We start from the raw sequence: 26326 nt of genomic DNA, 5'->3' as shown, positions 1-26326 counted from the left end.
TCCGTCAATCCATGACGTATTGGATTTGATGCCGGCCGTGCACGGCCGATTTCTGGACATGGGCGCGAACGCCGAAGACCCGGCCGATCATATCCTCGGTCAGCACCTCCTCGGGCGCGCCGGAGGCGACGATCTCGCCTTTCTGAAGCACCGCCAGCCTGTCGCAGAACATCGCCGCCAGATTAAGATCGTGCAGCGCGACGATGCAGGTGATGCCGAGCTTCGAGATCAGCGAGAGAATGTCGAGCTGATGCTGGATATCGAGATGGTTGGTCGGCTCGTCGAGTAGCAGTTCGCTCGGCGCCTGCGCCAGCGATCTGGCAATATGCACCCGCTGGCGCTCGCCGCCCGACAGCGTCTGCCAGAGCTGGCCCGCCCTCTCCTGCATGCCCACCCGCGACAGGGCCTCGTCGACGGCGGCGTCGTCTCCGGCACCCCAGGACGACAGCAGCCCGCGATGCGGCGTGCGGCCGAGCCGCGCGACGTCGCGCACGGTCGGTCGTCGACTGCTGCTCGACGAAGGCGACGCGACGCGCAAGCGCTGCGCGCGGTAGCGAGGAAATGTCGTCGTCGCCCAGCCGGATGATGCCGCTGCGAACCCTGCGCAGCCGGCAGATCAATCTGAGAAGGCTCGATTTGCCGGAACCGTTCGACCCGAGCAGACCGAGCACCTTGCCCTTTTCCACCGTCAGGCTGACGCCGTTGACGATGACGATATTACCGGCGGCAAAGCTCGCCTCGTCGATGCTGATACTCATGCCTTCCCCCGCACGCGACAGAGAATGACGGCGAAGGCCGGTGCGCCGAAGAGCGCGGTGACGACCCCGATCGGCAGGATCTGCTGCGGGATGATGATGCGCGAAATGATATCGGCGCCGACCATATAGATCGCGCCGCCGAGCGCCGTTGCCGGCAGCAGCCGCCTATGCGCCGGTCCGACGAGGAAGCGGGCGGCATGGGGGATGACGAGGCCGACGAATCCGATCGAACCCACCATGCTGACGACGCTTGCCGTCATCGCCGCCGTCATGGCGAACAGCACGATCTGGACGCGGCGTACGGCAATGCCGAGCGAGGCGGCGGCATCCGTGCCGAAGGCGAAGGCGTCGAGCGCCCGCACGTGGGCCATTGAGATGACGAAGCCGGCAAGAGCGATTGGCACTGACAGATAGACATCGGGCCAGCGCACGCCGCTGAGCGAACCCAGCAGCCAGAACAGGATGCCGCGCGCCTGCTCGGCATTCGCCGATGTCGTCACGATGTAGGAGGTCAGTGCATTGAAGAGCTGCGAACCGGCGACGCCGCACAGGATGATGCGCTCGCCGGTTCCCCCCGTACCCGTCGCCAGGATGCCGACCAGCAGAAAGGCAATGACCGCACCGATGAAGGCGCCGCTCGACAGGCCGAGCGCGCCGTAGCCGAAGCCGAGGATCATCACGCAGACCGCGCCCGTCGAGGCGCCGGCGGAGATGCCGAGCACGTAGGGTTCGGCCAGCGGATTGCGCAGCAGCGCCTGGAGGATCGCGCCTGAAAGCGAGAGCGACGCGCCGGCGCTGGCAGCGACGAGCGCGCGGCTCAGACGATAATCCCAGACGATGCCCTGGTGGATGCGGCTGAGCTGGAAATCCGTTCCGAACAGGCGGTTCGAAACCGCCTCCGCCGTTGTCGCAAGCGGGATGGCGATCTCGCCGATCGAAACGGCAAGACTCACCATCAGCCCGAGCAGGAGAAGTGCTGCCATGGTGAGCGCGGCAAGCGCCCACCATCCCTGTTGCCGGACCGACACTGCCTTCACTGCGCCAGGCCGAAGGACTTGATGCCGTTCGCCAATGTCTCGATACCGTCGATCGTGCGGATCGTCGGGTTCATCGACTGCGCGTCCATCATCACGAAGTGCTTGTTTTTGACCGCGTCCAGTTCCTTGGTCACAGGATCGTTCTCGAGGAAATCGACCTTGATCTTGGGATCGTCAGCGGCGTAACGGCGGCGGTCCATGGTTGCGAGCACGATCACCGCTGGATTCGCCTGGGCGATGGTTTCCCAACCGACCAGCGGCCATTCCTCTTCCGTGGTGACGACGTTCTTCGCGCCAATCGTCTTCAGAATATAGGCCGGCGCACTGTTTTTACCGGCGATGAAGGCGTCGCCATTGACCTCCTTGCTGGAGAACCAGAAGACGACGGGCAGCTTCTTGCCCGAGGCGCCTGATATCGAAGCGACGGCATCCGCCTCGCGCTTCTTCAGTTCCGAAATCAGCGCATCGCCGCGTTCCTTCACGTCGAAGATCTCCGAGAGCTCGGCGATCTCTCGGTAGATCAGCTCCATCGTGAACAGTTCCCGACGCACGCCGTCGCCGCCATCGGTGTTGACCTTGGCGACGCAATCGGCCGGCGCGAGATAGGTATTGATCCCGAGATCCTTGAACTGTTCCCGCTTGCCGACCGAGCCCTGTGCGCCGACATGCCATTCGAACTCGGCCGTCACCAGGTCGGGCTCCTGCCCGACGACAGATTCGAAGCTCGGATCATTGTCGGCAAGCCGCTTTATCTTGCTGTTGGCCTCGGCATATTGCGGCAGGACGGGACCGACCCAGACGGCCGTTCCGACGATCTTGTCGGCAAGGCCGAGCGAGAAGAGCACTTCGGTCATGCCCTGACCGGTCGAAACGACTTTGGATGGCGCCTTTTCGAAGGTCGCATGCTGGCCGCAATTGGTGATGGTCAAGGGATATCGGGTCGCGGCAAGGCTTGGTGCTGCAAGGCCGGCGAGCCCGAAGGCAAATGTCATGGTGGCGAGAATCTGGCGCATGGAAAACCTCGATGAAGGGAAAAATCACGGCCGTTCCGCGCATATGCGCGGACCGAAAGCACGCTTTGGCGTGCCCTAGCCGCAGAAGGCCCAATCGAGACGGATGCATGCCGGAATTCGGCGAAGGTTCAGCAAGTCAATCATATCTGTTCCTTGTCCGGGCATCCCCGCCCGGTTGATTGGATCGTGATTGACGGCAGGTCTCCTGGCTTGCGGATATCCGTCGTTTCATCCTCCTTCCCGCGATATCTCGCAGTGGCAGGGCCATGAGCCCTTCAGAGATGGCCAGTCGCTGGCCACTCCTGAGATGATCGACAATCCGCTTACAGTTGCGGGGGCAGCCACGGTCTCGGTCCCTACTGGGTCGTCCTCACCGTGTTCCCTATTAATCCCCTTGGAGTCATCTTCAGGGAACCGTCGCGCCCAGTTACGTCGCCCGCCCATGTGCCGTCAATGATTATTCCGAAGGCGCCATGCCGCCAGCGGATAAATATATCGCACATGGCTTCATGCCGCCGTTCGCTGCGCGAACTATCCCCGCGCCGTCCGTGACCTGCGAAGATTATCCGTTGATATGGTCCAGCGAATGGTCTAATTTTCCAGAAGAAACTGGTCTGCACTGGTCCTGGAGAGTGCGAACGATGCGAGTGTCTGTGACGGATGCCAAGGGACAATTGACCGAACTGGTCCGGCGCGCCGAAGCCGGGGACGAGGTCATCCTCACCCGGCACGGTCATGCCGCCGTGAAGCTGGTTCCGGTGAGGGCAGCGCCCGATCGGAAATCCCGCCGGACGCTCATGGAAGCGGTGCGGGCCTCCGCCATTGCCAAAGCCGCCGACGGGCCGCCGGCCGCACGCAGCCAGGATTTCCTCTATAGCGATGACGGCCTGCCCGAATGATCGCCGTCGACACCTCCGCCCTGATGGCGATCGTGCTTGGCGAACCACAAGCCGATGCCCTGATTGCCGTCCTCGAAGCCGACGACGATCTCCTGATCTCCGCCGGCACGGTCGCCGAAGCCCTGATCGTCTCGGCCCGTCGCAACGTCGGCGATGAAATGGAACAACTGATCGACGGCCTCGGCTTCGAAATCGTCGCCGTCACCCCTGCCTCCGCCCGCCGCATCGCCGAAGCCTACCGCACCTGGGGCAAAGGCGCCCATCCCGCCAGCCTGAACTTCGGCGACTGCTTCGCCTATGAGGTGGCTCGGGAACATGCGTGCCGGCTGCTATTTGTCGGCGACGACTTCGTCAGGACCGATGTGGAAAGCGCGCTTTGAACGATGCGGCGGTTGCCACGGCCACGCCTACCCTCACAACGCATCCAGCGGTATCTTCAGATACCGCCGGCCATTCCCCTCCGGCTCGGGCAGCCGCCCGCCGCGGATATTCACCTGCAGCGCGTGCAGCATAAGCTTCGGCTTCGGCAGCGTGCGGTCGCGCGCCTGGCGCAGCGCCACGAAGCCGGCCTCGTCGATGCCTGATATATGCGGGTTGGCGCGCTTCTGCGCCGCCACCGTGCTTTCCCAGCGCGGGTGCCGGCCGCCGGGCTGATAATCGTGGCCAGAAAAGAGGCGGGTCTCCTCGGGCAGCGACAGGATGGCCTGGATCGACTGCCAGAGGGCGCTAGCGCTGCCGCCCGGGAAATCCGTGCGCGCCGTGCCCGAATCCGGCGTGAACACCGTATCGTGCACGAAGGCGGCGTCGCCGATCAGATAGGTAATCGAGGCAAGCGTATGGCCCGGCGAAAACATCACGCGGGCTTTAAGCGCACCGATCTCGAAGGTGTCGCCATCGGCAAAAAGCCGGTCCCATTGCGAGCCGTCGGTTTCAAGCGCCGGCCAGTTATAGATCTCCTTCCAGAGCTTTTGGACGTCGGTGACATGACTGCCGATTGCGGTCGGCGCGCCGGTCCTCTCATGCAGATAATGCGCGGCGGAGAAATGATCGGCATGCGGATGGGTGTCGAGGATCCACTCGACCGTCAGCCCTTCGCTTTCGATGTGAGCAAGGATGGCATCGGCATTGACCGTCCCCGTCGCCCCCGACATCTCGTCGAAATCGAGCACCGGGTCGATGATGGCACAGCGTTTCGTCTCCGGGTCGGAAACGACATATTGCACACTGCAGGTGCGGGGCTCGAAGAAGGCCGTCACATGAGGTGCCTGCCTCGCCCGTTTCTCCAGAAAATGTCGCGCGCCAGCAAGATCGAAGCCGAGGCTTTGACCGAAAGCCTCGACGTCGCCGGGCTGCATCCGCCCGTCGAGTACCTCGCCCAGCGCATAAAGCGTCAGCGCCCGAGTGCCACTCTTGCAATGGGCAACGACCGGCCCCTTCGCTTGCGTCATCGCTGCCTGGAAGGCGCGGATATCGGCCTCGGTGACCTCGGACCCCTTCACCGGCACGAAGCCGTAGGAAAGCCCGGCGGCGGCGGCCGCCGCCTTTTCCGCAGCATTGCCGGGCTGATCCGGCTCCTCGCCATCCGGCCGGGCATTGATGACGCCGGCAAAGCCGCGCGCCGCGAAATCGGCAAAGTCCGCGGCATTGGGCTGTCCCGCCACCGATATCAGCTCATTGACCCTGACGGATGTCATCGAAGCCCCTGCGCGCCCGTATCATGCAGCATCGCATGTATTAGGTTACACTCTCACAAGTATATCTCCGAGCGCAAGAATAGCTTCCGCCCGGCGCGTGCGTGATTAAAACGACAGCGTCGCCGCACCTTCCTTGATCTCAGCATGCATCGCGCTGGCGCCGACGATGACGACGCCGTCGAGCATGTCCTCCTGCGTGTAACCGCGCGAGGTGACACAGGGCGGGCAGGCCCAGATCGTGCCGCCGCGCTGCTGGAAATTCTCGATCAGGCTCGCGAGCGGATCGAGCGGCGGCACATGCGTCATCTGCTGGCCACCCTTGCGCACCAGGTCGATCCCGGTGCTGGTAAGGAAAACCGAGACTTTCAGCCCGGCGGTGATGCCGCCATTGGCGATGGTGAAGGCGACGGAGGACAATTCGGATTCGATGCCCTTGGTGACGAGCACGACCAGTTTGTCGGTTGCCGTTTGCATAGTATTCTCCTTCAGTTGGTTTGAACGCACTGATGATAGGAGGGCGCGCGGCGCGCGTATTTGGCCGGAATGCGTGAAGCCTTGTCCGAAAATCCAGACGCTGCGGGTGTCGCGCGCGACGACGTGCTGTCGGCGCTGCTTTCGACGATCCGCCTTTCGGGATCGCTGCAATTCTGCTTCATGCCGACGGGCGACTGGCAGACCGATGCCGCGCCGTCGCTTGCAAATCTTTCGGCAAAGGCATCGGGCACGATGCCGTTTCACATCGTTGTGGCCGGCCGCTGCTGGCTGAAAGTGGAAGACGAAGAGACCGATCTTGAGGCCGGCGACGTGCTGGTCTTTCCCTTCGGCACCGGACATCAGCTCGGCGCGGGAAGAGACGGCAAGCTGGTGCTCCCGACCCGCGACCTGCCACAGAAGCCATGGCGTGAGATTCCCGTGCTGCGCTACGGCGACGAGACACAAGGCGTGCGGCTGCTCTGCGGCTATCTGCAGTGGGATGGGCTGAGCTTTGCGCCGCTTCGGCGGGCCCTGCCCAGACTGATCCATGTCAGAACGCGGGCCGCCAATGACGGCGACTGGCTGCGCACCATCATCCGCCAGATGGTCGAGGAGGTCGACCGGCCGCGTGCCGGTGGCGTCTCGATGCTGCCGCGGCTGACGGAAATCATCTTCATCGAGATCCTGCGCCACCAGATCATGATGGCCGAGCCCAGCTCGGTCGGCTGGCTGGCAGCGCTTGGCGACCCAGCGCTGTCGCGCTGCCTCTCCCTCATTCACGACGATCCCAAACGTGACTGGTCGCTGGAGCAATTGGCTGCGGCATCGGGAATGTCGCGAAGCGCCCTCGCTGATCGCTTTCAGACGATGCTCTCGACATCGCCGATCCGCTATATCCGCGACTGGCGGCTCTATCTCGCAAGCGTCGCGCTCGCCACATCGGGTCAGCCGATCGCGGCGATCGCCTATGACGCCGGCTATGCCACCGAAGCCGCCTTCAACCGCGCCTTCTCCCGCGCCTTCGCCACCCCACCGGCGGCCTGGCGGGCGACGGCGTCCAAGAGAGGCTCATCCTGAGGTGCCCCGAAGGGATCGTGTTGCTGCACGTCTGAATATACCGAAATCTCGCGATATCGGATCGACCGGAGAAAATAATGAGGCCGGTCGGAATCAGGATTGCGGCGGTAATGTTCTCGGTTGCCGTTTGGGCTACAGCCGCAATGCACATTCCGATGATTGAGACGCACACATTGATACTGGCGCTCGCCAGATAGCCTGGCATGTCATCGCCAATACGCCACGAGTGCAATCGAATATCCGACGGCGCGGGATTGAGGGTGTACCGGACCGATGAGCGGCAGCGCCTCGAAGGACGAGGCGGGTGCGCCGGCGCCAGATGGATGCAGGGAGCAGCGTTGCGGCGTGCCCTTCGAGGCTCCGCCCTACGGGCTACACGCCTCAGGATGAGGGCTGTTGGTGGATGCCGCTCTAAGCCGCCACCGGCCCCCGGTCGCGCGCCGCCTTCATGTCCCTGACCGGCGACAGGCCGAACATGCGGCCGTATTCCCGGGTGAACTGCGGCACGCTCTCATAGCCGACGGCAAAGGCGGCGTGGCTGGCCGGGACACCTTCGGCAAGCATCAGCCGCCGCGCCTCGATCAGCCGCAGCTGCTTCTGGAATTGCAAGGGTGAGAGCGAAGTGACGGCGCGAAAATGCTGGTGGAAAGAGGATGGGCTCATGCCTGCCACCGCAGCCAGCCTCTCCACCGGCACGGTCTCGGCGAACTCGGCGCGCAGCACTGCCACCGCCCGCGCCACGCGCCGCACATGGCCATCCGGCCAACCGAGCCGGCGGATCGCCGTGCCGTGCCGGCCGGCAAGCAGCCAGTAATGCATCTCCCGCACCAGCTGCGCCTGCAGCACCGGCACCGAGGCCGGGCGGTCGAGCAGGCGCATCAGCCGCAGCGCCGCATCCGCCACTTCCGTATCGGTCGGCTCGACGCGCACCGTCGCGCCATCCGCCACCCGGGCGAGCTTCATCTCGACGCTGAGCTCGGCGATCAGCGCCGGGTCGAGGTCTAGCACCAGCGAGTAATAGGGCCGGCCGACGCTTGCCGCGGTGATCTCGCTCACCGTCGGCACATCGGCCGTGATCAGCAGCGAGTCCCCGGCGCTGAAATCGAACACGTCATCGCCCATCGTCACGCGCTTGGCACCCTGCACGACAAGCGCCACCAGCGGCTTGGAGATCGCATATTGCATGTCGCTCGGCATCGTCGCGCGGATGGTGGCAAGGCCTGGAATCGGCGTGCGCGCCAGGCCGGAGAGATCGGCATGGGTCTCCGTATAACGGCGAACGGCTTCCAATAGCGTCTCTGTCATCCCTGGCCTCTCCTGCAGTCGAGCCACCCTAAGCCGAAATTGGAGGTTTAGGCAATATCCCTAGCGATTCCGGCAACACCACCCGTCTTCCCTCTGAGATAGTCACACCGTCAGAGAGACGAGACGCCTGATCGCAGCGGATCGCCGAACGCAAGGAGGTCTTCGATGACTGAAATCTCCCATGCCGGTACAGGATTCGGCGAAATAGGCAAAATGTCAGGCGCTTCGGGCAACGGGCCTCGCCCGTCTTTTCCGATCGTCGCACCAACACACCACGAAGGAGTTTCGAAATGAGCAAGATTGCAATCGTCACCGGCGCCAGCCGCGGCCTCGGCCGCAACACGGCTGTCAGCATCGCCCGCCATGGCGGCGATGTCATCCTGACCTACCGCAGCGGCAAGGCCGAGGCCGAAGCCGTGGTCGGCGAAATCGAAGCCATGGGCCGCAAGGCTGTCGCCCTGCCGCTCGATGTCGGCAATGTCGCAACCTTCCCCGCCTTCGCCGATCAGGTCCGTAAGGCGCTGCACGACAAGTTCCGGCGCGATAGCTTCGACCACCTCGTCAACAATGCCGGCCACGGCGAAATGGCAATGTTTGCCGAGACCACCGAGGCGCAGTTCGACGCGCTGTTCGACGTCCATGTCAAGGGCGTGTTCTTCCTCACCCAGGCGCTGCTGCCGCTGCTTGCCGATGGCGGCCGCATCGTCAACTTTTCCTCCGGCCTCACCCGCGTCTCCTATCCCGGCTTCTCCGCCTATTCGGCCGCCAAAGGCGCAATCGAGATCCTCACCGTCTACCTCGCCAGGGAACTCGGCAGCCGCGGCATTACGGTCAACACCGTCGCGCCCGGCGCCATCGAAACCGATTTCCTCGGCGGCGCCGTCCGCGACATGCCCGACCTCAACAGCCAGTTCGCCGGCATGATCGCGCTTGGCCGCGTCGGCGTGCCCGACGATATCGGCCCGATGATCGCAAGCCTGATCGGCGACGACAACCGCTGGATCACCGCCCAGCGCATCGAAGTCTCCGGCGGCCAGGTCATCTGAACTCGCCTGCCGCCAGACAGCAAAAAGCCCCGCCAATCATTGACGGGGCTGTTCTTCCTGAAAATCGCTTCGGCATTACGCCCTACAGCGCCGCGCGCCTTTTCCCGCACCTTCGGGATCAAGCGGATGGATTGGCGACGCCGGTTTGTTCCATCTCCTTCTGAACGACGCAGAACCTGTTTCCATCAGGATCAGCCAGAACGATATAGTCCGCGCCTTCGGGATAGCGCCAACCCACACGCTGCGCTCCAAGAGACAACAGCCGCTCGACCTCGGCTTGCTGATCGGATGCATAGAGATCGAGATGATGGCGCTGGTGGGTGGTGGGGTCGGATGAAACGATCGTGATCGCCATCTGCTGTCCTTCGCCCGTGACCGGGACAAGAATGGCCCAATCTTCCGACGGCTCTCGCAAAGGTTTATAATTCAAGGCCGCGCGCCAGAATTCGATGGCGCGCGCAACATCCCTCACACCCCAGACAATCGACCCAATCGTAAGCATCAAATGTGCCTCCTCAAGACCAATGCGCGCGTCGGTGACATGGACGCAGCGCGGTTAGGACATACGGATATTTCCAAGCGACAGGACTCTTGAGAGAGTGCCATGCCGCGAAAGCGATCACGCCGACAATAGACAGACCCGCTCGACTCCCTGACGACCAATCAGCGCGGTTGCGGTGCCGTCAATCCGAGGGCCAGCGTGATGTCGTTGATGATCCCCAGTCGCGCTTCGATTACCGCGATTTTCTCGGGCGTATCGGCACCAAAAGCCTCGATATCGATGAACAATTGCTCGCAGCCGCCCGGCGTGACCGTGCCGAACATCTGGCCGGGTTCGTCGCCTATGTTTCGCCAGCTGTGCAGTACATGTGGCGGCAGAACGACGACGGTTCCCACAGGCGTGTCGAACGCCTCGTCGCCGCACTGGAATCGATAGAGACCGCGAACGACCCGAAAGACTTCCGTCTCCCGGGTGTGCGTGTGCGGGGCCGGACCATGACCCGGCGGCGTGAAGGTTTCCCACATCCCGAACGCGCCGCCGGTCTCGGCGGCCGTGGCATGGATGACGATCCTCGCGCCGAAGGGCGTGCTCGCCACGCGCTCCTTGCCGGGCAAAGAGACAACGGCATTCCTGAAACTCGACATATCCACCTCCCCTCGATTGCATTCTTTGGGCAGAGCCCTGCGCTCACCCTTGTGGCGCCGGCTCGTTGAGCATCGCTTCGATATTGTATCCGTCGGGATCGAGAACGAAGCAGGCATAATAGTTCTCTTCATATTCCGGCCGCAGGCCGGGCGCGCCGTTGTCCCGGGCGCCGGCTTCGAGCGCGGCCCGATAAAACGCCTCGACCTCCGCCCTGCTCCGAACCCGGAAGGCAACGTGCAAACGCGTCAGAGGCGGCTTGTCGTCGGTGTGCTGGATCTCGAACAGGCTGCCGCCGACATCGAAGGCCCAGAACACGCCCTCCTTCCCGAAGGTACGGCGATAGCCCAGAGGGTCGAGAGCGCGTTTCATAGAACAGCTTGCTCTTCTCAAGGTCACTCACTGCAATGGTAATATGATCGATCATGCCGTGCCCTCGCTATCGTTCCAGCGTCCCATCATAGTCGAAATCGCCGCGGCGGAAAAACTGACGACTGATGGCGAAGGGTGAATGCCAGATCAACGGTCCCTGCCCAGACAGAGTGGGAATCAACGATTGCCTGCTGCCAATCGAATCTGGCGCCAAGCTTGCATCTTGGATCCTCGCCTTGTCGACCGGCAGCCGACGCGTCCGCGCAGTCGAACATTCGGACTATCGCATTGACATCAACTTCGTCATCAGCCCTGCTTTGATTTCGAGCACGGGTCGATTGATTTGGGGATGGCCGATGTCCCTCAGCTGGTCGGGCGTCAGATCTGCCAATGCCTTCCGTCTTGCGACGCTCCGCTGCCACCTCCTCAGGGCAGCGACAATGATTGCTACGCTGTTCGGCCTGAACCCGAACAACTGTCCTTTCGGCGCGCTGATGCCGGCGTGAGTTTCCGTGTGAGCCATTTTCAGTCTCCCATTTGTGAGATTTGCAAGTGGAAGCCTGACACGCGGGCGTATTCCGGCTGTTCGGTTCGGCGTGAACGGCCAGGAAAACTTCGACAAGCCGCCGCTAAATCGGTGTTAAATCTATCTGCCGAAATGCTATTCTGCGGTCGCGGTCGAAATCTGGGAGACGATCTTTGCGCATCAGGTTGCTGGGTGGCCTTGAAGTGATGTCCCGGGAGCACCGGCAAATCCGCTTCGCCACGCGCAAGACGTCACTTCTTTTTGCTGCCCTGGTGCTTGCAGGCCGCCGCGGCCATCGCAGGGAACTGCTTTCCGAAGCTTTCTGGCCAGGACGAAGCAATGAGCAGGCCCGCAACAGCCTGCGCCAGGCGCTGGTCGATATCAGGCGATCGTTTCCCGCTGGCGGGGATGCCACCGTCTACATTGACGGGGATCAGGAGACCGTCGCGCTGATAACAGGTCCTGATGAAACCGACATTTCGATCTTCGACCGTAAACTGGAGGCCGGCCGGACCGCCGATCTCGCCTTCGCCGCCGATCTCTACCGCGGCGAGGTGATCTCAGGCGAGGCCATTCCGGACGGGTTGGACGAGTGGTTCGGACCCTATCGCAGCACATATCAACGCAAGGCACTGCAACTGGTGGAGCGGCTGAGCCAAGCGCTTTCCGAGCCAGGCACCGCGGAAGAACCGGCCTGCGAAGGGCTGGCTGAGAGGCTGCTCGCTGCGGACCCGACCGTGGAGGCCGCCCATCGGGCGCTGATGCGGATCCACGCTCTGAGGGGCCACGAAAACGCGGCTCTGCGCCAGTACGAAGCCTGCCGGGCGCTCTTGAAGAAGCATCTTCAGGCTGAACCAGAAGCACAGACGTCCTCCCTGGCAGCTTCGCTGCAATCGCGGCAGGGAACCGGACATCCGCCGATCACACCGAGCCCCGACCTCGCGCTGCAGGCGCAGGCCGTCTCAGCCCCGGCGAAACATCACGATCGGCCATCTGTTGCCGTATTGCCGTTTCAGAATTTGAGCGGCGACGCGGAGCAGGAATATTTTGCCGACGGCATCGTCGAGGACATCACCATAGCGCTTGCTCAATTCCGCCATCTCTACGTCATCGCCCGGAATTCGAGCTTCACCTACAAAGGTCAGGCGGTCGACATAAAGCAGGTCGGGCGTGAGCTGGACGTACGCTACGTCGTCGAAGGGAGTGTGCGCCGGACGGGTGACCGCCTGCGCATTGCCGGGCAGCTCATCGATACGTCGACCGGTACACATCTTTGGGCCGATCGTTTTGACGGAACCCTGGCGAATGTCTTCGATCTTCAGGATCAGGTCGCCTCGAGCATCGTCGGCGCCATAACGCCGAAAGTGGAGGAAGCTGAGATCGAGCGTGCCAAACGCAAGCCGACCGAGAGCCTCGACGCCTACGACTACTATCTCCGCGGCCTGGCGGCCTTCGACCGGACGATTACCAACAGATCGGTCGTCGACGAGGCCTTGCGGCTTTTCAGGAAGGCGATCGAGCGTGACCCGGAATTCGCCACAGCCCATGCCCGAGCGGCACGCTGCTACGCCACACGAAAGAGCAATGGCTGGATGCTCAATCCCGCAGACGAGACTGCCGAAGCCACCCGGCTGGCCCGGAGAGCGGTCGAACTCGGCTGGGACGATGCGGTTGCGCTCACCTACGGCGGATATGTTATCGGTTATGTCGGCGGCGATCTCGATGACAGTGCGGCCTGCATCGATCGCGCACTCTTCCTCAACCCGAATCTGGCCGCTGCGCTCGGCGTCAGCAGTTGGGTGAAGGCCTGCCTGGGCGAACCCGATAAGGCCGTTGAACACGCTACACTTGCCATGCGTCTCAGCCCTTTGGATCCGCGCCTCTTTGCCTGGCAGTTCAACATCGGTCTCGCGCATTTTTGCGCCGGCCACTATGACGATGCTGCCGCCTGGGCAGGAAAATCGCTACACCACCAGCCGAACTACCCGAGCGCCATGCGCGTGATGGCGGCGAGCCAGGCCATGGCCGGGCGGCTTGTGCAAGCCCGCGAAACGATCGCCCGCCTGTGCCTGTTGGATCCCTCCCTCCGGCTTTCCGATCTCGCCGACGTACTTCCACCGTTCCGGCGACCGGACGATCGCAGCCGATATATCGAGGCTCTCAGGATGGCGGGACTGCCGGAGTAGCTGCCGTTTCAGCGGCTTCTTCAGAACGAAAGGGGTCATGCCGGGCTATTACCGACCCCCTATCGGCTAATTGCGAAACGATGCTGCTTCGTGCGAAATTGCCATGCTATGAACCACACGGGCGAAGTTCTCATTCTCACCGGGCCGCCGGGCTCCGGGAAAACCACGACGGCCGAGGCGCTCGCCAGCGAGCCCCGGCTCGCCGAAGGTCCATCTTCATTCCGACGACTTCTGGCATTTCATCAAGAACGGCGTGATCCCGCCCTATCTGCCGGAAGCGCATGAGCAGAATGTCGTTGTCGTCGACGTGTTGACGAAGGCGGCGTCAGGCTATGCCGGCGGCGGCTACTTCGTCGTCGTGGACGGCATCGTCGGGCCGTGGTTCCTGGAACCGTTCCGGAAAATCGCGGCACCCCTCCACTACGTGGTCCTGCGTCCGCCGCTCGATGTCGCCATCCGGCGCTGCCGGGAGCGCGGCGGCGACACGCTGACCGATCCCGGCCCTATTGCCGCGCTCCATCAGCAATTCTCGTCACTGGGTCCGTTCGAGCAACATGTGGTCTCGACGGAGGGGCACGAGAGGGAAGACACGTTGCGCGCGGTGATCGAGGCTATGCGCAGCGGCGCGTTTCGCCTGGCGTCATAACGCAAGCCCCTCAGCTTTTTACCCGATCCCGGTTCGTCCTCTCCGAGCGATCCGGGAAATTCATGAGCGGACCTCATAAGTTCATGCCGATATCTCCGGCTAATCGCCGCCGGGCTTTGCCCTATCTTGGGATCAAATCTGGGAAGGAGGACTTGAAATGATCAAGCGCAAGCTCGGCCAAAGAGGCCCTGACGTCTCGGCGATCGGCTTCGGCTGCATGGGGCTGAACTACCATCGCGGGCCGGCGATGGAGCCTGGTGATGCCGTCGCGCTCCTGCGGGCAGCGCATGAGCGGGGTGTCACATTCTTCGACACTGCCGAAGCCTACGGGCCGTTCACCAACGAGGAACTCGTCGGCGAGGCGCTGGCGCCGATCCGCGATCAGGTAGTGATCGCGACGAAATTCGGCTTCAGGGATGGCCGGCCGGAAGTCGGCCTGGATAGCCGGCCGAAAGCATCCGTGTGGTCATCGAAGAAGCCCTCAAGCGGCTTCGCACCGATCGCATCGATATCTTCTACCAGCATCGGGTCGACCCTGCGGTACCGATCGAAGAGGTGGCAGGCACGGTCAAGGATCTGATCGGCGCCGGCAAAGTGCTGCATTTCGGCCTCTCCGAAGCAGGAAGCGAAGCCATCCGCCGCGCCCATGCCGTCCAGCCCGTCACCGTCCTGCAAAGCGAATATTCGCTGTGGTGGCGCAATCCGGAGCGGGAAATCCTGCCCATCGTCGAAGAACTTGGCATCGGCTTCGTGCCCTACAGCCCGCTCGGCCGCGGCTTCCTCGCCGGCAAGATGGACGAGAACACCAGTTTCGAAGGCGGCAACGACCACCGCCACACCAATCCGCGCCTCTCGGCCGAAAACCGCAAGGCGAACCAGCCGGTGGTCGATGCGATCGAGGCCATCGCCGCCCGCAAAAACGCCACCGCGGCCCAGATCGCCATCGCCTGGCTGATGGCGCTCAAGCCCTGGATCATCCCCATTCCCGGCACCACCAAGCTGCACCGGCTGGAAGAGAATATCGCTGCCGCCGACATCACCTTCACATCGGAGGAACTGGCCGGGATCGATGCGGTCTTCTCAGGCATCGAGATCCACGGCGACCGCTACTCCGCAACCTCGGCAGCCCGCGTCACGCAGTGAACCGACGACATCGATCGGTCGATGCAACAGCACGAACGTTCTTGTCTCTCGGTGCGCCGGCATCGGATGGATGCAAGGAGCAGCGTTGCGGCGTGTCCTTCGAGGCTCCGGCCTTTGGCCTCCGCACCTCAGGATGAGGGATGTTGGAGGATGCCGCACACCCAACAACAGGCGTGAGAGGACGCGGCAACCCCTTCCGTCATGCTCGGGCTTGTCCCGAGCATCTGCAACCGGTGCCGCAGAGCCTCGGCACAAGGCTGACATGACCGGAGAGCGAGGCGGCGTTCGCGTCACACTGAAACCGCCCGCAGAAGACGCGGGCGGTTGCATCATCGTGTGGCACCCGCCTCAAGCGCGGATGATCAGTCCTGCCCCTGCAGGCGGTCTATAACCTGGAGCAGGAGATCGGCGCAGGCCTTCATCGGTTCGTCCTCGGCGCATTTGAGATCGATCCGGGTGTTCCCATCCTCGATCCGGAAATGCGCTGCCTTGGACGGCGGTGGCGGGCGATGCCCACGGAAACCACGGAAACCCATGTCGCCTCTCCGACCATGCCAGCGGTAATCGGGGCGATCTCCCGGCCGCGCATCCGGCCGGTCCGTCATCTGCTCATCGTCATCAGGAGCGGACGGAGACGGCGGAAGAGGAGGCGAGCCGGGTTCGGCCGCTGCGGGCGGAGTCCCGGCGGATGGCGGAGCCGACGGCTGCTGGGCGAAGGTTGTGCCGGCCAGTGCGGCAAGGGCAAGGCCCGATAGCAGAAATCTTTGCATTGGAAGCGTTCCTTTCGGAGTTATGAGGCGTGTCTGTAAACACCGCGCTGAGGCTTTGGTTCACCCCCGTTACCGCTTGTGATCGAAATCGGCGCGCCAGGGGGCCATGCGCTCGGTCGGCTTCCACCATAAATGTGTCGGCAGGCGGCTGACGACAGCTTTACGCCACGTGACAGGAACCATCGGCACCGAGACTTCGTTTTGCAGCGAAACAACTGCCGGGTGGAAATCATGTACATCGTTCTGGGTGCAGGGGGAAATGTCGGGTCCCGTGTCATCGAAACGCTGAGGCCCGCGGGCGAGAAGATATTCGCGCTCGTCCATAGTGAGCAGAAGGCGAGCGCGGTCGACGGTGGCAATGTCGAGGCCGTGGTGCTTGATGTCTTGGACAGCGCGGCACTGAGGGCTGTTTTCCAGAGAGGCCGACGCGCCTTTCTCCTCAACCCGCCGGCACATCCCGGCACCGATACGAACGCCGAAGAGCTGAAGACTGCACGAAGCATTGCCACAGCGCTGACGGATTCGGGCCTTGAAAAACTCGTGGTGCAATCGACCTATGGCGCCAGGCAAGGCGATGGCGTCGGCGACCTCTCGGTGCTGTATGAGTTCGAGCGCCTGGCTGAGGCAAGCGGCATTCCGGCGGCGGTCAACCGGGCGGCCTACTATTATACCAATCTCGATATGCTGCTGGAGCCGGCGCGCAAGGGTATGATCACCACCGCCTTCCCCGAAGACTTCATCTTGCCAATGGTTTCTCCCGCCGATCTCGGTAAGGTGGCCGCCGCGCGCCTGGCAGGCTCAGTCAGTGATGTCGGCATCAACTATGTGGAGGGACCGCGGCGATATGCTTTCGCCGATGTCGCCGCAGCTTTCTCCGCGGTCGTCGGAAAGTCGGTGAAGGTGAAAACGACGCCGCGCGACCAGCTCGAAGAAAGCTTTCGCAAGCTCGGCTTCTCGCCTGCCGCCGCCCGCTCCTACACGCGCATGACCGAGGCGACGCTCGACGGCCCCGAATTGCCGCGCGAGCCCAATCGCGGAGAGATCACCCTCGAAGACCACATCGCCGCACTTCGGTGAGCGGCGATCGCGGACGCATTCCTGTCGAGAACGATAGTCACATGTGAAAAGGTTCGCTGCCCCCGAGACGTCTTTCGCCTCGCCTCTGCCTTGTTGCTCGCGTATCCTGACGCCCGATTCGCCGTCCGCATATGAGGGTGGGCATGAACGAAGCATCAAAGGAGAGCGCGATGACGGACGCCAAGGGCGGCATTTCTGGACTACGGCCGCATATTACAGTCATCGGCGTCGGCGGCGGTGGTGGCAATGCGATCAACAATATGATCGCGGAAAAGCTGGCGGGCGTCGAATTCGTCGCCGCAAACACGGATGCTCAGGTACTGGCCACCTCCAAGGCGACGCGCCGCATCCAGCTTGGTGCGAATGTGACGGAGGGTCTCGGCGCCGGTTCGCTGCCTGAGGTCGGCCATGCGGCCGCCGAAGAGTCGCTCGATGAGATCATGGACCACTTGGCCGGCTCGCACATGTGCTTCGTCACCGCCGGCATGGGCGGCGGAACGGGCACGGGTGCTGCACCTGTCATCGCGCGTGCCGCGCGTGCCGCCGGCATCCTGACGGTCGGCGTCGTCACCAAACCCTTTACCTTCGAAGGCAACCGCCGCATGCGGATGGCGGAAATCGGCATCGAGGCGCTTCGCCAGGCAGCCGATACGGTCATCGTCATTCCCAATCAGAACCTCTTCCGCATCGCCGATTCAAAAACGACGTTCGCCGATGCCTTCATGACGGCCGACCGCGTGCTCTATGCGGGCGTCGGCTGCATTACCGACCTGATCGTCAAGGAAGGCCTGATCAACCTCGATTTTGCCGACGTGAAGTCGGTCATGTCAGGCATGGGCCGCGCCATGATGGGCACTGGCGAAGCCTCCGGTGAGAGCCGCGCGATGAAGGCGGCGGAAGCGGCGATTGCCAACCCGCTTCTCGACGATATCTCCATGCGGGGCGCCAGGGGCGTGCTGATCTCGATTTCCGGCGGTTCGGATATGACGCTGTTCGAAGTGGACGAGGCGGCAAGCCGCATTCGTGACGAAGTGCAGGAAGACGCCGATATCGTCGTCGGCGCGATCTTCGACCGCAGCCTCGACGGCAAGTTCCGTGTCTCGGTGGTGGCGACCGGTCTGGAAGGCAGCCCGCTGCCCGCATCTGCGCCTCACGCCGCCGAGCAGATCCAGACGCGCACGCTGCAGTAAGCGCAGCGGCGCGACATATCCGAGCACGACAGCCTGCCGCGTCTTTTCAGACGCGCGGCGCTGTTGTGCTTCAATGTCATGCGCTCCGGGGAAATCGCTGCGATCACCGGTCGTTGATTCGCGATTACCTGTCGTTGATCGTGGGAAGGTGCGTTTCGACCTCTATGCGGCGCTTGTCATCCAGCGGCTCAATGTGCTTTTGCCAGAAGGCCTCGGCCTCCGGCGTGTCATCCTCCCAGTGGCGGATTTTAACGATATTGTCATCGATCTTCGCCAACCGTTTGCCGCCAAGCCGCAGGTATTCCTCCGCCAGTTCTTTCGATCGGGTCGTTTGCATGTCGTGTTCCTCCATAGGCGAACCGAAAGGCCGATCGTCATTACTGGGTTGGCCGGCAATCGGCATCCCCGTTATCGGCGCTTCCGCGCCTTCCAGTTAAACAGTACGGCGGGATCATGGTTCCAGATCATCGGCCGAAACCGGTTCAAGCGGCCGGCTGAAGGCGTCGGCCGCCATCCATGTTCTGCACGGCCCGTCGCTCTATGCCGGGACAGCCAGAGACGCCTCGTGCTGGCATCGTGCTAGACGAACAGGACGTCCGAGATATTGTGCACCACGGAGATTTCGTCGATGCCGGTGTTGGTGAGGTAGAGATTATCCGCCGCTGAGTCATAGACCACGTTGGTGATCAAGTCGTCTCCTGGTATGGCGATGTTGACGTCAACCGTTGTCTTGACCCCGGTCGCAAAGTCGAATGCCGTGCCGATATGCTCGCTGCCGGAGGAATCGCCGAAGAAGAACGTGCCGTCGACGGCAAAGCCGTAGCCGAGCCCGCCAGCGGCGAAGGTTTTGGACTCGATCGGGTTCAGCGTGTCCGGATCGAGCTTGGAGACCTGCCAGGTGGAATCATCGATGCGGCCGACGACGTAAATGCCGGTCGAATCCTGCATCGTATTGACGGCCGTGAATCCACCCCAGTCGAACGTACCCGCCCCATTCTCGCCGATAAGGCCCGGGATTGGGTCGCCCCGCTGATCGAGCGATCCGTCTGCGGCATCCCACTTTGCGAGATAGGTCTGATCGGGGAAAGGGTCCTCCTCGCCTCTCGCCTCGTTGGTTCGGCCGATGATCTCGCCGCCGCGGACCGAAAAATAGGTTCCGCCGATGTCATATTCGCCCTTGTCATAGTCGCCAAGAGAGATGGCGCCGCTGGCGTTGTCGGCTTCGAATGCCGCGGCGTTGTCGTAAATGCTCACCATGGAATCATCTGGGAAACCACGGCCGGAGCTGACGTAATACTTGCCCGTTAGCGGATCGACCGCGCCCCCCTGGAGTTCGTAATGGTCCAGGAAGGGGCGCACCACATCCGCCTGGGCCTCGACATGATGAGTGTTCAACGACTTCCCATCCGTCACGCCGTCGACGGTCAGGGTGATCACGCCGACATCCGCGTGACCGGCACCGTCGGAGATCTTGTAATATTGGAGTTTCTCCGTGACATGCTCGCCGTCATCGAGGCCCACCTTCACGGCCGGATCGAGATCGTAGGTGAAGCTTCCATCGCCCGCGAAATGGAAGGTGCCGAATTCACCCGCCACGTCGGTCGTCTGCCCTGGCCCGGCAGGAATGCTGGTGCCCTCGACCGAACGCAGGAAGAGCGTGCCCGCCTCCCCCGGGTGATCATTGGCAAGCACGTTGCGGGCCATCTCGCTTCCTTCGCGGAAGGAGAAGGCGTCGTCGACCGCGATTGGCGGGCTCGTGACTCCGTGAATGTCAAGCGTGAAGTGGCCGACATCGGTATTGCCGGCACCGTCGGAGATCTTGTAGCCGATCGTCTCCGTCAGCGTCATCCCGTCAACGAAGCCCGCCTTAACGGCCTCGTTCAGCGTATAGGTATAAGAGCCGTCGGCCTTGACGTGGAAAGTGCCGTATTCACCCTCGATATCGGTGATCGCACCATCCTTCTTGGCAAGCGCCCGCTCGCCATCGAAGAAGTTGAGGAACTTGCCGGAGCCCCCGGCGAGATCATTATCCAGCAGATTTCCTGAGATCACCTCATTCTCGGAAGCGCTGCTGACATCATCGACCGCCACAGGTTTTACAAGCACTGTCATGGATATCTCCTTCAAGATCCATTCGCCTTGGTCTATCGGGAGGAAAGCAGCTGAGACCGGGACGGTCAATGACTTTTCTATCATGAGTGGTATTTTAGCCTTTCACAGCTTTGTCATGCTTGGAGGACTTCGCCCTATGGGCTGCACACCTCAGCATCAGGGGCGTCAAGAAGCTCCACTGCAACAGAGCGACAACGCCACCCCTTCACACACCCGCTCAGCTCACGCCCACCAGCTCCCTGATCTTTGCCGCATCCTCCGGCGTCGCCGGGTTGTAGACCACCATGCTGAGATCCGGCCGCCCATCCACCTGGAAGGCGGAATATTCGAAAGCGAGTGGGCCGAGAATGGGGTGGCGGATGTGCTTGGCGCCTTCGCCGTGTGTGCGCACGTCGTTATCCCTCCACATCGCCAGGAATTCGGGGCTTTTGCGGCAGAGTTCGTCGACGAGGGGCTCGACCTCGGCTGCAGCACCCGCGCGGGCCGCGTCCACGCGGAAGGCGGCGACGACGAAGCGGGCGACACTTTCCCAGTCGTATTGGGCGGCGCGCACGCGCGGATCGAGGAAGATGAAGCTCAGCACGTTGCGCTCCTCAGGCGGCAGCGCACCGTAATCAGTCAGAAGCACGGTTGCCGCCCGGTTCCAACCGACGACGTCCCAGATCGCGGTGCGGATCAGCGCCGGGCTCGGGTCCAGCGCGTCGAGCACGCCCTGCAATCTCGGCGTCACGCCCTCTTGCCTGTGGTAGCGCACCTCGGGCGGCCGACCGAGGCCGATGAGGAAGAGATGTTCGCGCTCGACATCCGTCAGCATCAGCGCGCGCGAGATCCGGTCGAGCACGTCGGCAGACGGCGCCCCGCCGCGCCCCTGCTCCAGCCAGGTGTACCAGGTCGGGCTGATATTGGCGCGGCTTGCCACCTCCTCGCGCCGCAGACCCGGCGTGCGCCGCCTCTCTCCCGCAAAGCCGAAGGCGGCGGGATCGAGCCTGACGCGGCGGTCCTTCAGATAGGCACCGAGCCGGTTGTCCGAGGTAACGAATTCATCCATCCTGTTAGCCTTTATACCATGATAATGTCACTACTTTACCCTGATACAGGCAGAGCCGATATGTGTCTCCCAGCAAAACGGAGATAACACATGCGCGTATTCGTTACTGGAGCCACCGGCTGGGTCGGCTCGGCCGTCGTCAATGAACTGATCGCAGCCGGGCACAAGGTGTTGGGCCTCACCCGCTCGGACAAGGGAGCGGATCAACTGGCGGCTGCCGGCGCCGAAGCCCATCACGGCACGCTCGACGATCTGGAAAGCCTGAAGAGCGGTGCGGCTGAGGCAGACGCCGTGATCCATACGGCTTTCAACCACGATTTCTCGAAATTCGCCGAGAACTGCGCCGGCGACCGACGCGCCATCGAGGCGCTCGGCGAAGCCCTCCAAGGCTCCGATCGTCCGCTGCTGGTCACAGCCGGCCTCGGCTTTGCCCCCGGCCGTGTCGGCACCGAGAAGGATCCGCCCATGCCTCCGACCGAAACCTATCCCCGTGCCTCCGAAATCACCGCAGTATCGCTTGTCGCCCGCGGCGTGCGCGCCTCCACCGTCCGGCTCCCGCCCTCGGTGCACGGCCACGGCGACCACGGCTTCGTGCCGATCCTGATCGATTTGGCCCGGCGCAAGGGCGTCTCCGCCTATATCGGCGACGGGGCCAATCGCTGGCCGGCCGTGCACAGGCTCGATGCCACCCGCGTCTATCGCCTGGCGCTGGAGCGCGGCGCCGTCGGCGGCCCGTTCCTGGCAGTCGCGGAAGAAGGAGTTGCCTTCAGGCAGATCGCCGAGGTCATCGGCCGACGGCTCGATGTGCCCGCCGTCTCGCTCTCACCGGAAGAAGCGGCCGAGCATTTCGGCTGGTTCGCCATGTTCGCCGGCTTCGACGTGCCCACGTCGAGCAAGCACACTCGCGCCCTGCTCGGCTGGCAGCCGCAGGAACCCGGCCTGCTCGCCGATATCGACCACCCGGCCTATTTTTGAGAGAGCCTCATCCTTGCTGAGGAGAGCTGCAGGCCTTGAAGGACGAGCCGGGTTCGCCGACACTCGACGGAATGCAAGAAGCAGCGTTGGAGCGCGTCCTTCGAGGCTCCGCCCTGCGGGCTGCGCGCCTCAGGATGAGGGCCGTAGCGAATGCCGTTCTCAATATCGAGCGTTAGAGGATACTGGCCGCCAGAGAGGACCTCATCCTTGCCCCGCAGGGGCCTCGAAGGACGAGGTGGGCTCGCCCGTCTGGAATCAGGGGCGCGCAGCTCACTACCGCATTCGGCCCTCGTTCATATCCGCCGGGTCATAGTTGATGTCCCAGTCCTTCTCGGGCTTCTTCTTGCCAGGCGGGTTCTTGTTCACCGTCGCATCCTCGGAGCCGGTGATGACGGTCGGCTTGGCGCTGGCGACGCCGCTGCTCTTCCGGTCGGCCCGCGACTTGGCGAACTGGCCGGCCGCGTCGTTCTCGGGATTGGGCATGTCAATCACCCTTCTGCTTCAGCGCATCGCCGAGATCTCTGGTCTCCGGGTCGCGATTGTTTTCGCCATGCGCGTCGCGGTCGCGATCCGGATCGTCCTTGGCCTTCATGTAGCCACGAGGCTTATTTCCCTTCGGGCCTTCCCAGCGGGGTGACTGGTCGGTCGTGCCGGGGGCGCCGTCTTTCGGTGTCGTCATGCCCATCGTTGTTCCTCCTTGGTTGGAAACAAGGAAAACCGAAAAGATCATCAACTGTTCCCGCGGCGACACTTTCGCGTAAAGCGGCTTACCGTAGCGAGGCGAGCGTTGCGCAGCAGAAGGCAAGCAAGGTGACTGCGGCATTGACCGCGTGCGAATATTCCCATTGGGCTCGAAGGCTTTCCCAATTTTCCGGCTGCACGGTCCAGTTCTCCGTCGCCGCGTTCGCCGGCTGGGTCAAGACCATGAAGATGACGAGGTTGAGCGCGATCAGCGCCGCTGCCGCGACCGACAGCATCATGGCGGTTCCATCAGCCCTGAGTGCCACGGCATTACCGATATTCGCCAGAAGCGCCAGCGGTAAGAGGAGACCGACGACCCACCATCCGGTGTAAGCCTGTTGCGCAATGAAACAGTCCGCCTTCGCCATCCCGATCTTGTTTAAGAGCGCGAAGGCGTGCGCCGCAGGTGCTGCGAACGCCAGGCCCGTTATGATGACGGCAAGGAATCTCATGGCGGATAAACTGGCCGCGAGGCGATGGGTTTCTGCAGAAAATATGGAACAGTGTCGTCCGCCATCGGTTGACCATTGGTCCACTTCAAACATGGAGCCGAAAATGAGCAAGACCAACGTTCGTCAACTTCAGAAACGCGCCGAACAGCAGGTCAAGAACACCAGCGCCGGCGGCCATCTCGGCGGCACCTATTTCGGGCAGCAACCGGACGGAAAAACCGTCTCGTCAACCACCAACGACAGCGCCAAAGCGCGGCCGAATGACGGAAGCAACTGAGTTGTTTCCGCCGCCACGCGAAAGAATCCTTTTGCGGATTACTTCATTCACGGCGCAGACGCGCCGTGGCTGGATGCCTGTGACATCCCTCGGGTCAACCCCGAAGCGTCATAGCCTTGACACTCCCAAAGCTGCAAGTGCCAGGGCTATTCCGGAAGCCAGCGCCCTCACCTGGTTCCAGACCTGCCATCGCTGCGAATAGTCCCGCCAGATATCCCGCGCCGCCGCGATGTCGCCAGGAACGGCAGTCGCGGCCAGTGCCTCGTTCATCGGCACGTTGACCATCAATGTGAGCATCAGCCCGAAAGCCAGATAGATGGCCGCCGCCGCGCAGAACCAGAAAGCCGCCGCTCCGCGGCCGCTGAAATGCGCAGCTGCGGCAGTCAGCCCGAGAACGGCGGGCGTCAGGAAGAAGGCCGGGAAAAACACCGCGTTGCGGACCGACGCATTCATCGCCTGCATCGCTGCGATCGCCACCCGCGGGTCGGCCCGATCGAGCCCCCACATCGTCGAACAGACCCAGGCGTAGAAGAAGCCGAAGATCGCGCCTGAGAAGACGACCGATGTTACCGACAGTCCCAGAACAGTGCTGCGCATCGCTTTTCTCCGTACCGTATTATTTTGTACGCATTTACACAGGCGTATAACATTGTACGATTATCGTCAAGACGATGCGAGTGGCCGGAATGCGGGAAGACACGAAAACCAGGCGTCAAGCCGAGATCGAGACAGCGGCCTACGAGCTTCTGAAGGAAAGAGGCTACCGCAGCACGTCGATGCTCGACATCGCCAAGGCGGCGAAAGCCTCCAATGAAACGCTCTATCGCTGGTACGGCGACAAGAATGGCCTCTTCAAGACGATGGTCGAAAGCAATGCGAGGGCGACGAAAGCGGAGCTCAATACGGCGATAGCAGACGATGTGGATCCCCTGGAAACCCTCGGGCACGTCGCGCCGATCCTGCTTTCGATGCTGCTCGGCGACAAGGCGATCTCCCTGAACCGGGCCGCCGCCGCCGACGAAAGCGGCGAACTGGGAGCGACGATCGCCGCCGCCGGCCGCGATAGCATCTTTCCGCTGATCGAGAAGCTGGTCGGCCGCGGCCTTGAAACGGCAGCGCTCGCGGCGCCATCCGCAAGTGTGGCAGCCGAATGGTTTCTGAGCCTGCTGATCGGCGATCTGCAGATCAGGCGAGTGAACCGCACGCTGCCCGAACCGCCGGACGAGGATATCCGCGCGCGCGCCACCGCCGCCATGAGGGCATTCAGAAGGCTCTGCGGCGCGTAGAGCAATTCCCGTAAAGTCCGGCACCCACCCTGCCCGCTCCGATCGATCCAGCCGCTATTGATCGGCGACGCCTCCGCTCTAGCTTCTGCTCGCGGCCGAGCGGCCGCGGGATACGATCTTTGGGCGAAGGCGGAGGGGCGACGTGACATCCTATTCGATTGACGATGCGATCCGGGAACTTGCCCCGGCTCTCGGAAAGGCGCCGGCAGGCGCGGTCAGTGGCGATTGGACCGCCACCACGATGCAGGCAGGGCACTCCTCCCGGACAGGCGGCTACCTCGATGCCGAGGGAAAGCATGTCCCGGAGGATTCCAGACATCCGCTCGACATCATCGCGAATGTCGTCGAAAAGCTCGAAGCCTCAGAGGTGCCGCGTTTCAACAAGGTGGTGATCCGCTGGAAGAAGCCGAAATTTCCCTTCATGCAGGCGAAGATCACGCTCGAAACCAGTTATGACCAGACGATCGTGCCGCGCGGCCCCGACGACCCGATCTACGAGACCGCTGCCGCCGCGCGGCGCGCCTTCTGGCAGAGCCGCGGCACGCTGCAGGAGGACTTCGCCGTCGAGCGCGGAACGGCCAATATTCACGCCCAGACAAAATGGTTCGGCCCGCATCGCCGCATCCTCGCCATCCATGCGCCGGGAAGGCTGACACTTGCCACCGACGGGCTGTCGACCCCCTGGGCCGGCATATCCGAACCGGAAAACGGCGTCGAATGCGAACTTTTCATGGAATTCGACGCCGCGACACTGGATGTGGCCGGGATCGAAAACTGGGCGAACCTGTTGATCAACATCGGCGACCTCGTGGCAGACGGTTATCGTGTCGCCCGCGATGTCGAGAAGCACGGCGCCATCCTGTTCTGCCGGCTGACCGAGGATTACCGCCCCATGACCCGCATTATGCTGAGTCGCGACGCAGGCCGGATCGACGGCCTGCCTTTCGGCTCCGTGCCGCTGATCCGGGCAACCCCGATCGCCGAAGCCGAAATCGAAGGGCAGGACCTTTCCGACGACTGGGGCGCTGCGGCCGCCCGCAACGCCCTGGCCAAACGCGGCATCAGATGATCTCAGCCG

Annotated in this window: 27 protein-coding genes, 4 pseudogenes and 1 riboswitch; of the genes and pseudogenes, 13 read left to right on the top strand and 18 right to left on the bottom strand. The window is 62.9% G+C overall.

Annotated elements, in window-relative coordinates:
- Positions 1 to 4: 4 nt before the first annotated feature.
- The 3 genes and pseudogenes from HFO71_RS03875 to HFO71_RS03865 form a co-directional block, all read right to left on the bottom strand.
- Positions 5 to 758, bottom strand: a pseudogene (locus HFO71_RS03875) (ABC transporter ATP-binding protein).
- Positions 755 to 1795, bottom strand: coding sequence for a FecCD family ABC transporter permease (locus HFO71_RS03870; RefSeq protein ID WP_221987535.1), 1041 nt, complete (start codon positions 1793 to 1795; stop codon positions 755 to 757). The pseudogene HFO71_RS03875 and the gene HFO71_RS03870 overlap by 4 nt, the downstream one beginning before the upstream one ends.
- Entirely contained in the window at positions 1792 to 2808 is a 1017-nt protein-coding gene (locus HFO71_RS03865; protein WP_206987818.1) for an ABC transporter substrate-binding protein, read from the bottom strand. The genes HFO71_RS03870 and HFO71_RS03865 overlap by 4 nt, the downstream gene beginning before the upstream one ends.
- A 178-nt stretch (positions 2809 to 2986) precedes the next feature.
- A riboswitch (cobalamin riboswitch) is annotated at positions 2987 to 3242 on the bottom strand.
- A gap of 207 nt (positions 3243 to 3449) precedes the next feature.
- Here HFO71_RS03865 and HFO71_RS03860 point away from each other — a divergent pair.
- Together HFO71_RS03860 and HFO71_RS03855 are read left to right on the top strand one after the other, a co-directional pair.
- A complete protein-coding gene (locus tag HFO71_RS03860; protein ID WP_027668851.1) occupies positions 3450 to 3707 on the top strand; it encodes a type II toxin-antitoxin system Phd/YefM family antitoxin in 258 nt (85 codons plus the stop codon).
- Positions 3704 to 4087 carry a type II toxin-antitoxin system VapC family toxin gene (locus HFO71_RS03855; protein ID WP_020050577.1) on the top strand — a complete coding sequence of 128 codons (384 nt, stop codon included), beginning with the start codon at positions 3704 to 3706 and terminating at the stop codon, positions 4085 to 4087. Before HFO71_RS03860 ends, HFO71_RS03855 begins: the two co-directional genes overlap by 4 nt.
- A 33-nt stretch (positions 4088 to 4120) precedes the next feature.
- Here HFO71_RS03855 and blh read toward each other — a convergent pair whose 3' ends face one another.
- Both blh and HFO71_RS03845 read right to left on the bottom strand, forming a co-directional pair.
- Complete coding sequence (blh, locus tag HFO71_RS03850) at positions 4121 to 5401, bottom strand: bifunctional sulfur transferase/dioxygenase Blh (protein ID WP_077978601.1); 1281 nt, start codon at positions 5399 to 5401, stop codon at positions 4121 to 4123.
- A gap of 105 nt (positions 5402 to 5506) precedes the next feature.
- Positions 5507 to 5875: a DsrE family protein gene (locus HFO71_RS03845; protein ID WP_094085636.1), complete on the bottom strand. Its 369-nt coding sequence runs from the start codon at positions 5873 to 5875 to the stop codon at positions 5507 to 5509.
- A gap of 69 nt (positions 5876 to 5944) precedes the next feature.
- On the opposite strand from HFO71_RS03845, the gene HFO71_RS03840 reads away from it, so the two are divergent.
- Complete coding sequence (locus tag HFO71_RS03840; protein ID WP_077978602.1) at positions 5945 to 6952, top strand: AraC family transcriptional regulator; 1008 nt, start codon at positions 5945 to 5947, stop codon at positions 6950 to 6952.
- A gap of 411 nt (positions 6953 to 7363) precedes the next feature.
- Here HFO71_RS03840 and HFO71_RS03835 read toward each other — a convergent pair whose 3' ends face one another.
- Positions 7364 to 8257 carry an AraC family transcriptional regulator gene (locus HFO71_RS03835; protein ID WP_077978603.1) on the bottom strand — a complete coding sequence of 298 codons (894 nt, stop codon included), beginning with the start codon at positions 8255 to 8257 and terminating at the stop codon, positions 7364 to 7366.
- Positions 8258 to 8547: 290 nt separating this feature from the next.
- Between HFO71_RS03835 and HFO71_RS03830 the strand changes: the two genes are divergently transcribed.
- Positions 8548 to 9303, top strand: a complete 756-nt coding sequence (locus tag HFO71_RS03830) for an SDR family NAD(P)-dependent oxidoreductase (RefSeq protein WP_077978604.1) — start codon at positions 8548 to 8550, stop codon at positions 9301 to 9303.
- 118 nt (positions 9304 to 9421) lie between these two features.
- On the opposite strand, the gene HFO71_RS03825 is transcribed toward HFO71_RS03830, so the two are convergent.
- The 4 genes and pseudogenes from HFO71_RS03825 to HFO71_RS03810 all read right to left on the bottom strand — a co-directional run bounded on the left by HFO71_RS03825 (position 9422) and on the right by HFO71_RS03810 (position 11342).
- A complete protein-coding gene (locus HFO71_RS03825) occupies positions 9422 to 9805 on the bottom strand; it encodes a VOC family protein (RefSeq protein WP_077978605.1) in 384 nt (127 codons plus the stop codon).
- Positions 9806 to 9966: 161 nt separating this feature from the next.
- Complete coding sequence (locus tag HFO71_RS03820; protein WP_205930246.1) at positions 9967 to 10449, bottom strand: cupin domain-containing protein; 483 nt, start codon at positions 10447 to 10449, stop codon at positions 9967 to 9969.
- A gap of 43 nt (positions 10450 to 10492) precedes the next feature.
- Positions 10493 to 10874 (bottom strand): annotated as a pseudogene (locus HFO71_RS03815) (VOC family protein).
- A 225-nt stretch (positions 10875 to 11099) separates the two neighbouring features.
- The gene (locus tag HFO71_RS03810) at positions 11100 to 11342 is read right to left on the bottom strand and encodes a DUF1127 domain-containing protein (RefSeq protein ID WP_020050586.1); all 243 of its coding nucleotides are present in this window, start codon (positions 11340 to 11342) and stop codon (positions 11100 to 11102) included.
- Positions 11343 to 11518: 176 nt separating this feature from the next.
- On the opposite strand from HFO71_RS03810, the gene HFO71_RS03805 reads away from it, so the two are divergent.
- The 3 genes and pseudogenes from HFO71_RS03805 to HFO71_RS03795 all read left to right on the top strand — a co-directional run bounded on the left by HFO71_RS03805 (position 11519) and on the right by HFO71_RS03795 (position 15320).
- The gene (locus tag HFO71_RS03805) at positions 11519 to 13531 is read left to right on the top strand and encodes a BTAD domain-containing putative transcriptional regulator (RefSeq protein WP_221987534.1); all 2013 of its coding nucleotides are present in this window, start codon (positions 11519 to 11521) and stop codon (positions 13529 to 13531) included.
- 108 nt (positions 13532 to 13639) lie between these two features.
- Positions 13640 to 14177: pseudogene (locus HFO71_RS03800) on the top strand (ATP-binding protein).
- 157 nt (positions 14178 to 14334) lie between these two features.
- Positions 14335 to 15320 (top strand): annotated as a pseudogene (locus tag HFO71_RS03795) (aldo/keto reductase).
- Between the two features lie 362 nt (positions 15321 to 15682).
- Here HFO71_RS03795 and HFO71_RS03790 read toward each other — a convergent pair.
- Positions 15683 to 16090, bottom strand: a complete 408-nt coding sequence (locus HFO71_RS03790; RefSeq protein WP_206987807.1) for a hypothetical protein — start codon at positions 16088 to 16090, stop codon at positions 15683 to 15685.
- Positions 16091 to 16321: 231 nt separating this feature from the next.
- Here HFO71_RS03790 and HFO71_RS03785 point away from each other — a divergent pair, with 231 nt between their 5' ends.
- Both HFO71_RS03785 and ftsZ read left to right on the top strand, forming a co-directional pair.
- Positions 16322 to 17167, top strand: a complete 846-nt coding sequence (locus tag HFO71_RS03785; RefSeq protein ID WP_132609997.1) for an NmrA family NAD(P)-binding protein — start codon at positions 16322 to 16324, stop codon at positions 17165 to 17167.
- A gap of 170 nt (positions 17168 to 17337) precedes the next feature.
- Positions 17338 to 18357, top strand: coding sequence for a cell division protein FtsZ (gene ftsZ, locus HFO71_RS03780; RefSeq protein ID WP_206987937.1), 1020 nt, complete (start codon positions 17338 to 17340; stop codon positions 18355 to 18357).
- Positions 18358 to 18481: 124 nt separating this feature from the next.
- Here the strand turns inward: ftsZ and HFO71_RS03775 are convergent, their stop codons facing one another.
- The 3 genes from HFO71_RS03775 to HFO71_RS03765 all read right to left on the bottom strand — a co-directional run bounded on the left by HFO71_RS03775 (position 18482) and on the right by HFO71_RS03765 (position 21517).
- Complete coding sequence (locus HFO71_RS03775; protein ID WP_168259842.1) at positions 18482 to 18760, bottom strand: hypothetical protein; 279 nt, start codon at positions 18758 to 18760, stop codon at positions 18482 to 18484.
- 176 nt (positions 18761 to 18936) lie between these two features.
- The gene (locus HFO71_RS03770; protein WP_221987533.1) at positions 18937 to 20469 is read right to left on the bottom strand and encodes an Ig-like domain-containing protein; all 1533 of its coding nucleotides are present in this window, start codon (positions 20467 to 20469) and stop codon (positions 18937 to 18939) included.
- Positions 20470 to 20686: 217 nt separating this feature from the next.
- The gene (locus HFO71_RS03765) at positions 20687 to 21517 is read right to left on the bottom strand and encodes a helix-turn-helix transcriptional regulator (RefSeq protein ID WP_168259844.1); all 831 of its coding nucleotides are present in this window, start codon (positions 21515 to 21517) and stop codon (positions 20687 to 20689) included.
- Between the two features lie 90 nt (positions 21518 to 21607).
- On the opposite strand from HFO71_RS03765, the gene HFO71_RS03760 reads away from it, so the two are divergent.
- A complete protein-coding gene (locus HFO71_RS03760; RefSeq protein ID WP_221987532.1) occupies positions 21608 to 22492 on the top strand; it encodes an SDR family oxidoreductase in 885 nt (294 codons plus the stop codon).
- Between the two features lie 273 nt (positions 22493 to 22765).
- Here the strand turns inward: HFO71_RS03760 and HFO71_RS03755 are convergent, their stop codons facing one another.
- The 3 genes from HFO71_RS03755 to HFO71_RS03745 all read right to left on the bottom strand — a co-directional run bounded on the left by HFO71_RS03755 (position 22766) and on the right by HFO71_RS03745 (position 23796).
- Positions 22766 to 22975: a hypothetical protein gene (locus tag HFO71_RS03755; protein WP_221987530.1), complete on the bottom strand. Its 210-nt coding sequence runs from the start codon at positions 22973 to 22975 to the stop codon at positions 22766 to 22768.
- Between the two features lies 1 nt (position 22976).
- Positions 22977 to 23177, bottom strand: coding sequence for a hypothetical protein (locus HFO71_RS03750; protein ID WP_017961057.1), 201 nt, complete (start codon positions 23175 to 23177; stop codon positions 22977 to 22979).
- A gap of 82 nt (positions 23178 to 23259) precedes the next feature.
- Positions 23260 to 23796 carry a hypothetical protein gene (locus HFO71_RS03745; RefSeq protein WP_244735349.1) on the bottom strand — a complete coding sequence of 179 codons (537 nt, stop codon included), beginning with the start codon at positions 23794 to 23796 and terminating at the stop codon, positions 23260 to 23262.
- Here HFO71_RS03745 and HFO71_RS03740 point away from each other — a divergent pair.
- Positions 23789 to 23962, top strand: coding sequence for a hypothetical protein (locus HFO71_RS03740; RefSeq protein ID WP_165503847.1), 174 nt, complete (start codon positions 23789 to 23791; stop codon positions 23960 to 23962). The genes HFO71_RS03745 and HFO71_RS03740 overlap by 8 nt on opposite strands.
- A gap of 108 nt (positions 23963 to 24070) precedes the next feature.
- Here HFO71_RS03740 and HFO71_RS03735 read toward each other — a convergent pair whose 3' ends face one another.
- Positions 24071 to 24559 carry an anthrone oxygenase family protein gene (locus HFO71_RS03735; protein WP_077978618.1) on the bottom strand — a complete coding sequence of 163 codons (489 nt, stop codon included), beginning with the start codon at positions 24557 to 24559 and terminating at the stop codon, positions 24071 to 24073.
- An 89-nt stretch (positions 24560 to 24648) separates the two neighbouring features.
- On the opposite strand from HFO71_RS03735, the gene HFO71_RS03730 reads away from it, so the two are divergent.
- Positions 24649 to 25248: a TetR/AcrR family transcriptional regulator gene (locus HFO71_RS03730; protein WP_077978619.1), complete on the top strand. Its 600-nt coding sequence runs from the start codon at positions 24649 to 24651 to the stop codon at positions 25246 to 25248.
- Positions 25249 to 25390: 142 nt separating this feature from the next.
- Positions 25391 to 26317 (top strand): hypothetical protein, encoded by a 927-nt coding sequence (locus HFO71_RS03725; protein ID WP_168259849.1) that lies wholly within the window; start codon positions 25391 to 25393, stop codon positions 26315 to 26317.
- The last annotated feature ends 9 nt before the right edge of the window (positions 26318 to 26326 follow it).

This window comes from Rhizobium laguerreae (assembly GCF_019778565.1).
Lineage (GTDB): Bacteria > Pseudomonadota > Alphaproteobacteria > Rhizobiales > Rhizobiaceae > Rhizobium > Rhizobium laguerreae.
This window is presented reverse-complemented; position numbering and strand designations above follow the sequence as displayed.

Excerpts from the sequence above, each read along its gene's own strand:
- HFO71_RS03750 (WP_017961057.1), bottom strand. The coding sequence starts at position 23,177 with ATGGGCATGACGACACCGAAAGACGGCGCCCCCGGCACGACCGACCAG.
- HFO71_RS03755 (WP_221987530.1), bottom strand. The coding sequence starts at position 22,975 with ATGCCCAATCCCGAGAACGACGCGGCCGGCCAGTTCGCCAAGTCGCGG.
- HFO71_RS03730 (WP_077978619.1), top strand. The coding sequence starts at position 24,649 with ATGCGGGAAGACACGAAAACCAGGCGTCAAGCCGAGATCGAGACAGCG.
- HFO71_RS03825 (WP_077978605.1), bottom strand. The coding sequence starts at position 9,805 with ATGCTTACGATTGGGTCGATTGTCTGGGGTGTGAGGGATGTTGCGCGC.
- HFO71_RS03760 (WP_221987532.1), top strand. The coding sequence starts at position 21,608 with ATGCGCGTATTCGTTACTGGAGCCACCGGCTGGGTCGGCTCGGCCGTC.
- HFO71_RS03820 (WP_205930246.1), bottom strand. The coding sequence starts at position 10,449 with ATGTCGAGTTTCAGGAATGCCGTTGTCTCTTTGCCCGGCAAGGAGCGC.
- HFO71_RS03810 (WP_020050586.1), bottom strand. The coding sequence starts at position 11,342 with ATGGCTCACACGGAAACTCACGCCGGCATCAGCGCGCCGAAAGGACAG.
- HFO71_RS03740 (WP_165503847.1), top strand. The coding sequence starts at position 23,789 with ATGAGCAAGACCAACGTTCGTCAACTTCAGAAACGCGCCGAACAGCAG.
- HFO71_RS03860 (WP_027668851.1), top strand. The coding sequence starts at position 3,450 with ATGCGAGTGTCTGTGACGGATGCCAAGGGACAATTGACCGAACTGGTC.
- HFO71_RS03835 (WP_077978603.1), bottom strand. The coding sequence starts at position 8,257 with ATGACAGAGACGCTATTGGAAGCCGTTCGCCGTTATACGGAGACCCAT.
- HFO71_RS03830 (WP_077978604.1), top strand. The coding sequence starts at position 8,548 with ATGAGCAAGATTGCAATCGTCACCGGCGCCAGCCGCGGCCTCGGCCGC.
- HFO71_RS03855 (WP_020050577.1), top strand. The coding sequence starts at position 3,704 with ATGATCGCCGTCGACACCTCCGCCCTGATGGCGATCGTGCTTGGCGAA.
- HFO71_RS03840 (WP_077978602.1), top strand. The coding sequence starts at position 5,945 with ATGCGTGAAGCCTTGTCCGAAAATCCAGACGCTGCGGGTGTCGCGCGC.
- HFO71_RS03785 (WP_132609997.1), top strand. The coding sequence starts at position 16,322 with ATGTACATCGTTCTGGGTGCAGGGGGAAATGTCGGGTCCCGTGTCATC.
- HFO71_RS03790 (WP_206987807.1), bottom strand. The coding sequence starts at position 16,090 with ATGCAAAGATTTCTGCTATCGGGCCTTGCCCTTGCCGCACTGGCCGGC.
- HFO71_RS03770 (WP_221987533.1), bottom strand. The coding sequence starts at position 20,469 with ATGACAGTGCTTGTAAAACCTGTGGCGGTCGATGATGTCAGCAGCGCT.
- HFO71_RS03765 (WP_168259844.1), bottom strand. The coding sequence starts at position 21,517 with ATGGATGAATTCGTTACCTCGGACAACCGGCTCGGTGCCTATCTGAAG.
- blh (WP_077978601.1), bottom strand. The coding sequence starts at position 5,401 with ATGACATCCGTCAGGGTCAATGAGCTGATATCGGTGGCGGGACAGCCC.
- HFO71_RS03845 (WP_094085636.1), bottom strand. The coding sequence starts at position 5,875 with ATGCAAACGGCAACCGACAAACTGGTCGTGCTCGTCACCAAGGGCATC.
- HFO71_RS03775 (WP_168259842.1), bottom strand. The coding sequence starts at position 18,760 with ATGCCGATTGCCGGCCAACCCAGTAATGACGATCGGCCTTTCGGTTCG.
- ftsZ (WP_206987937.1), top strand. The coding sequence starts at position 17,338 with ATGACGGACGCCAAGGGCGGCATTTCTGGACTACGGCCGCATATTACA.
- HFO71_RS03735 (WP_077978618.1), bottom strand. The coding sequence starts at position 24,559 with ATGCGCAGCACTGTTCTGGGACTGTCGGTAACATCGGTCGTCTTCTCA.
- HFO71_RS03865 (WP_206987818.1), bottom strand. The coding sequence starts at position 2,808 with ATGCGCCAGATTCTCGCCACCATGACATTTGCCTTCGGGCTCGCCGGC.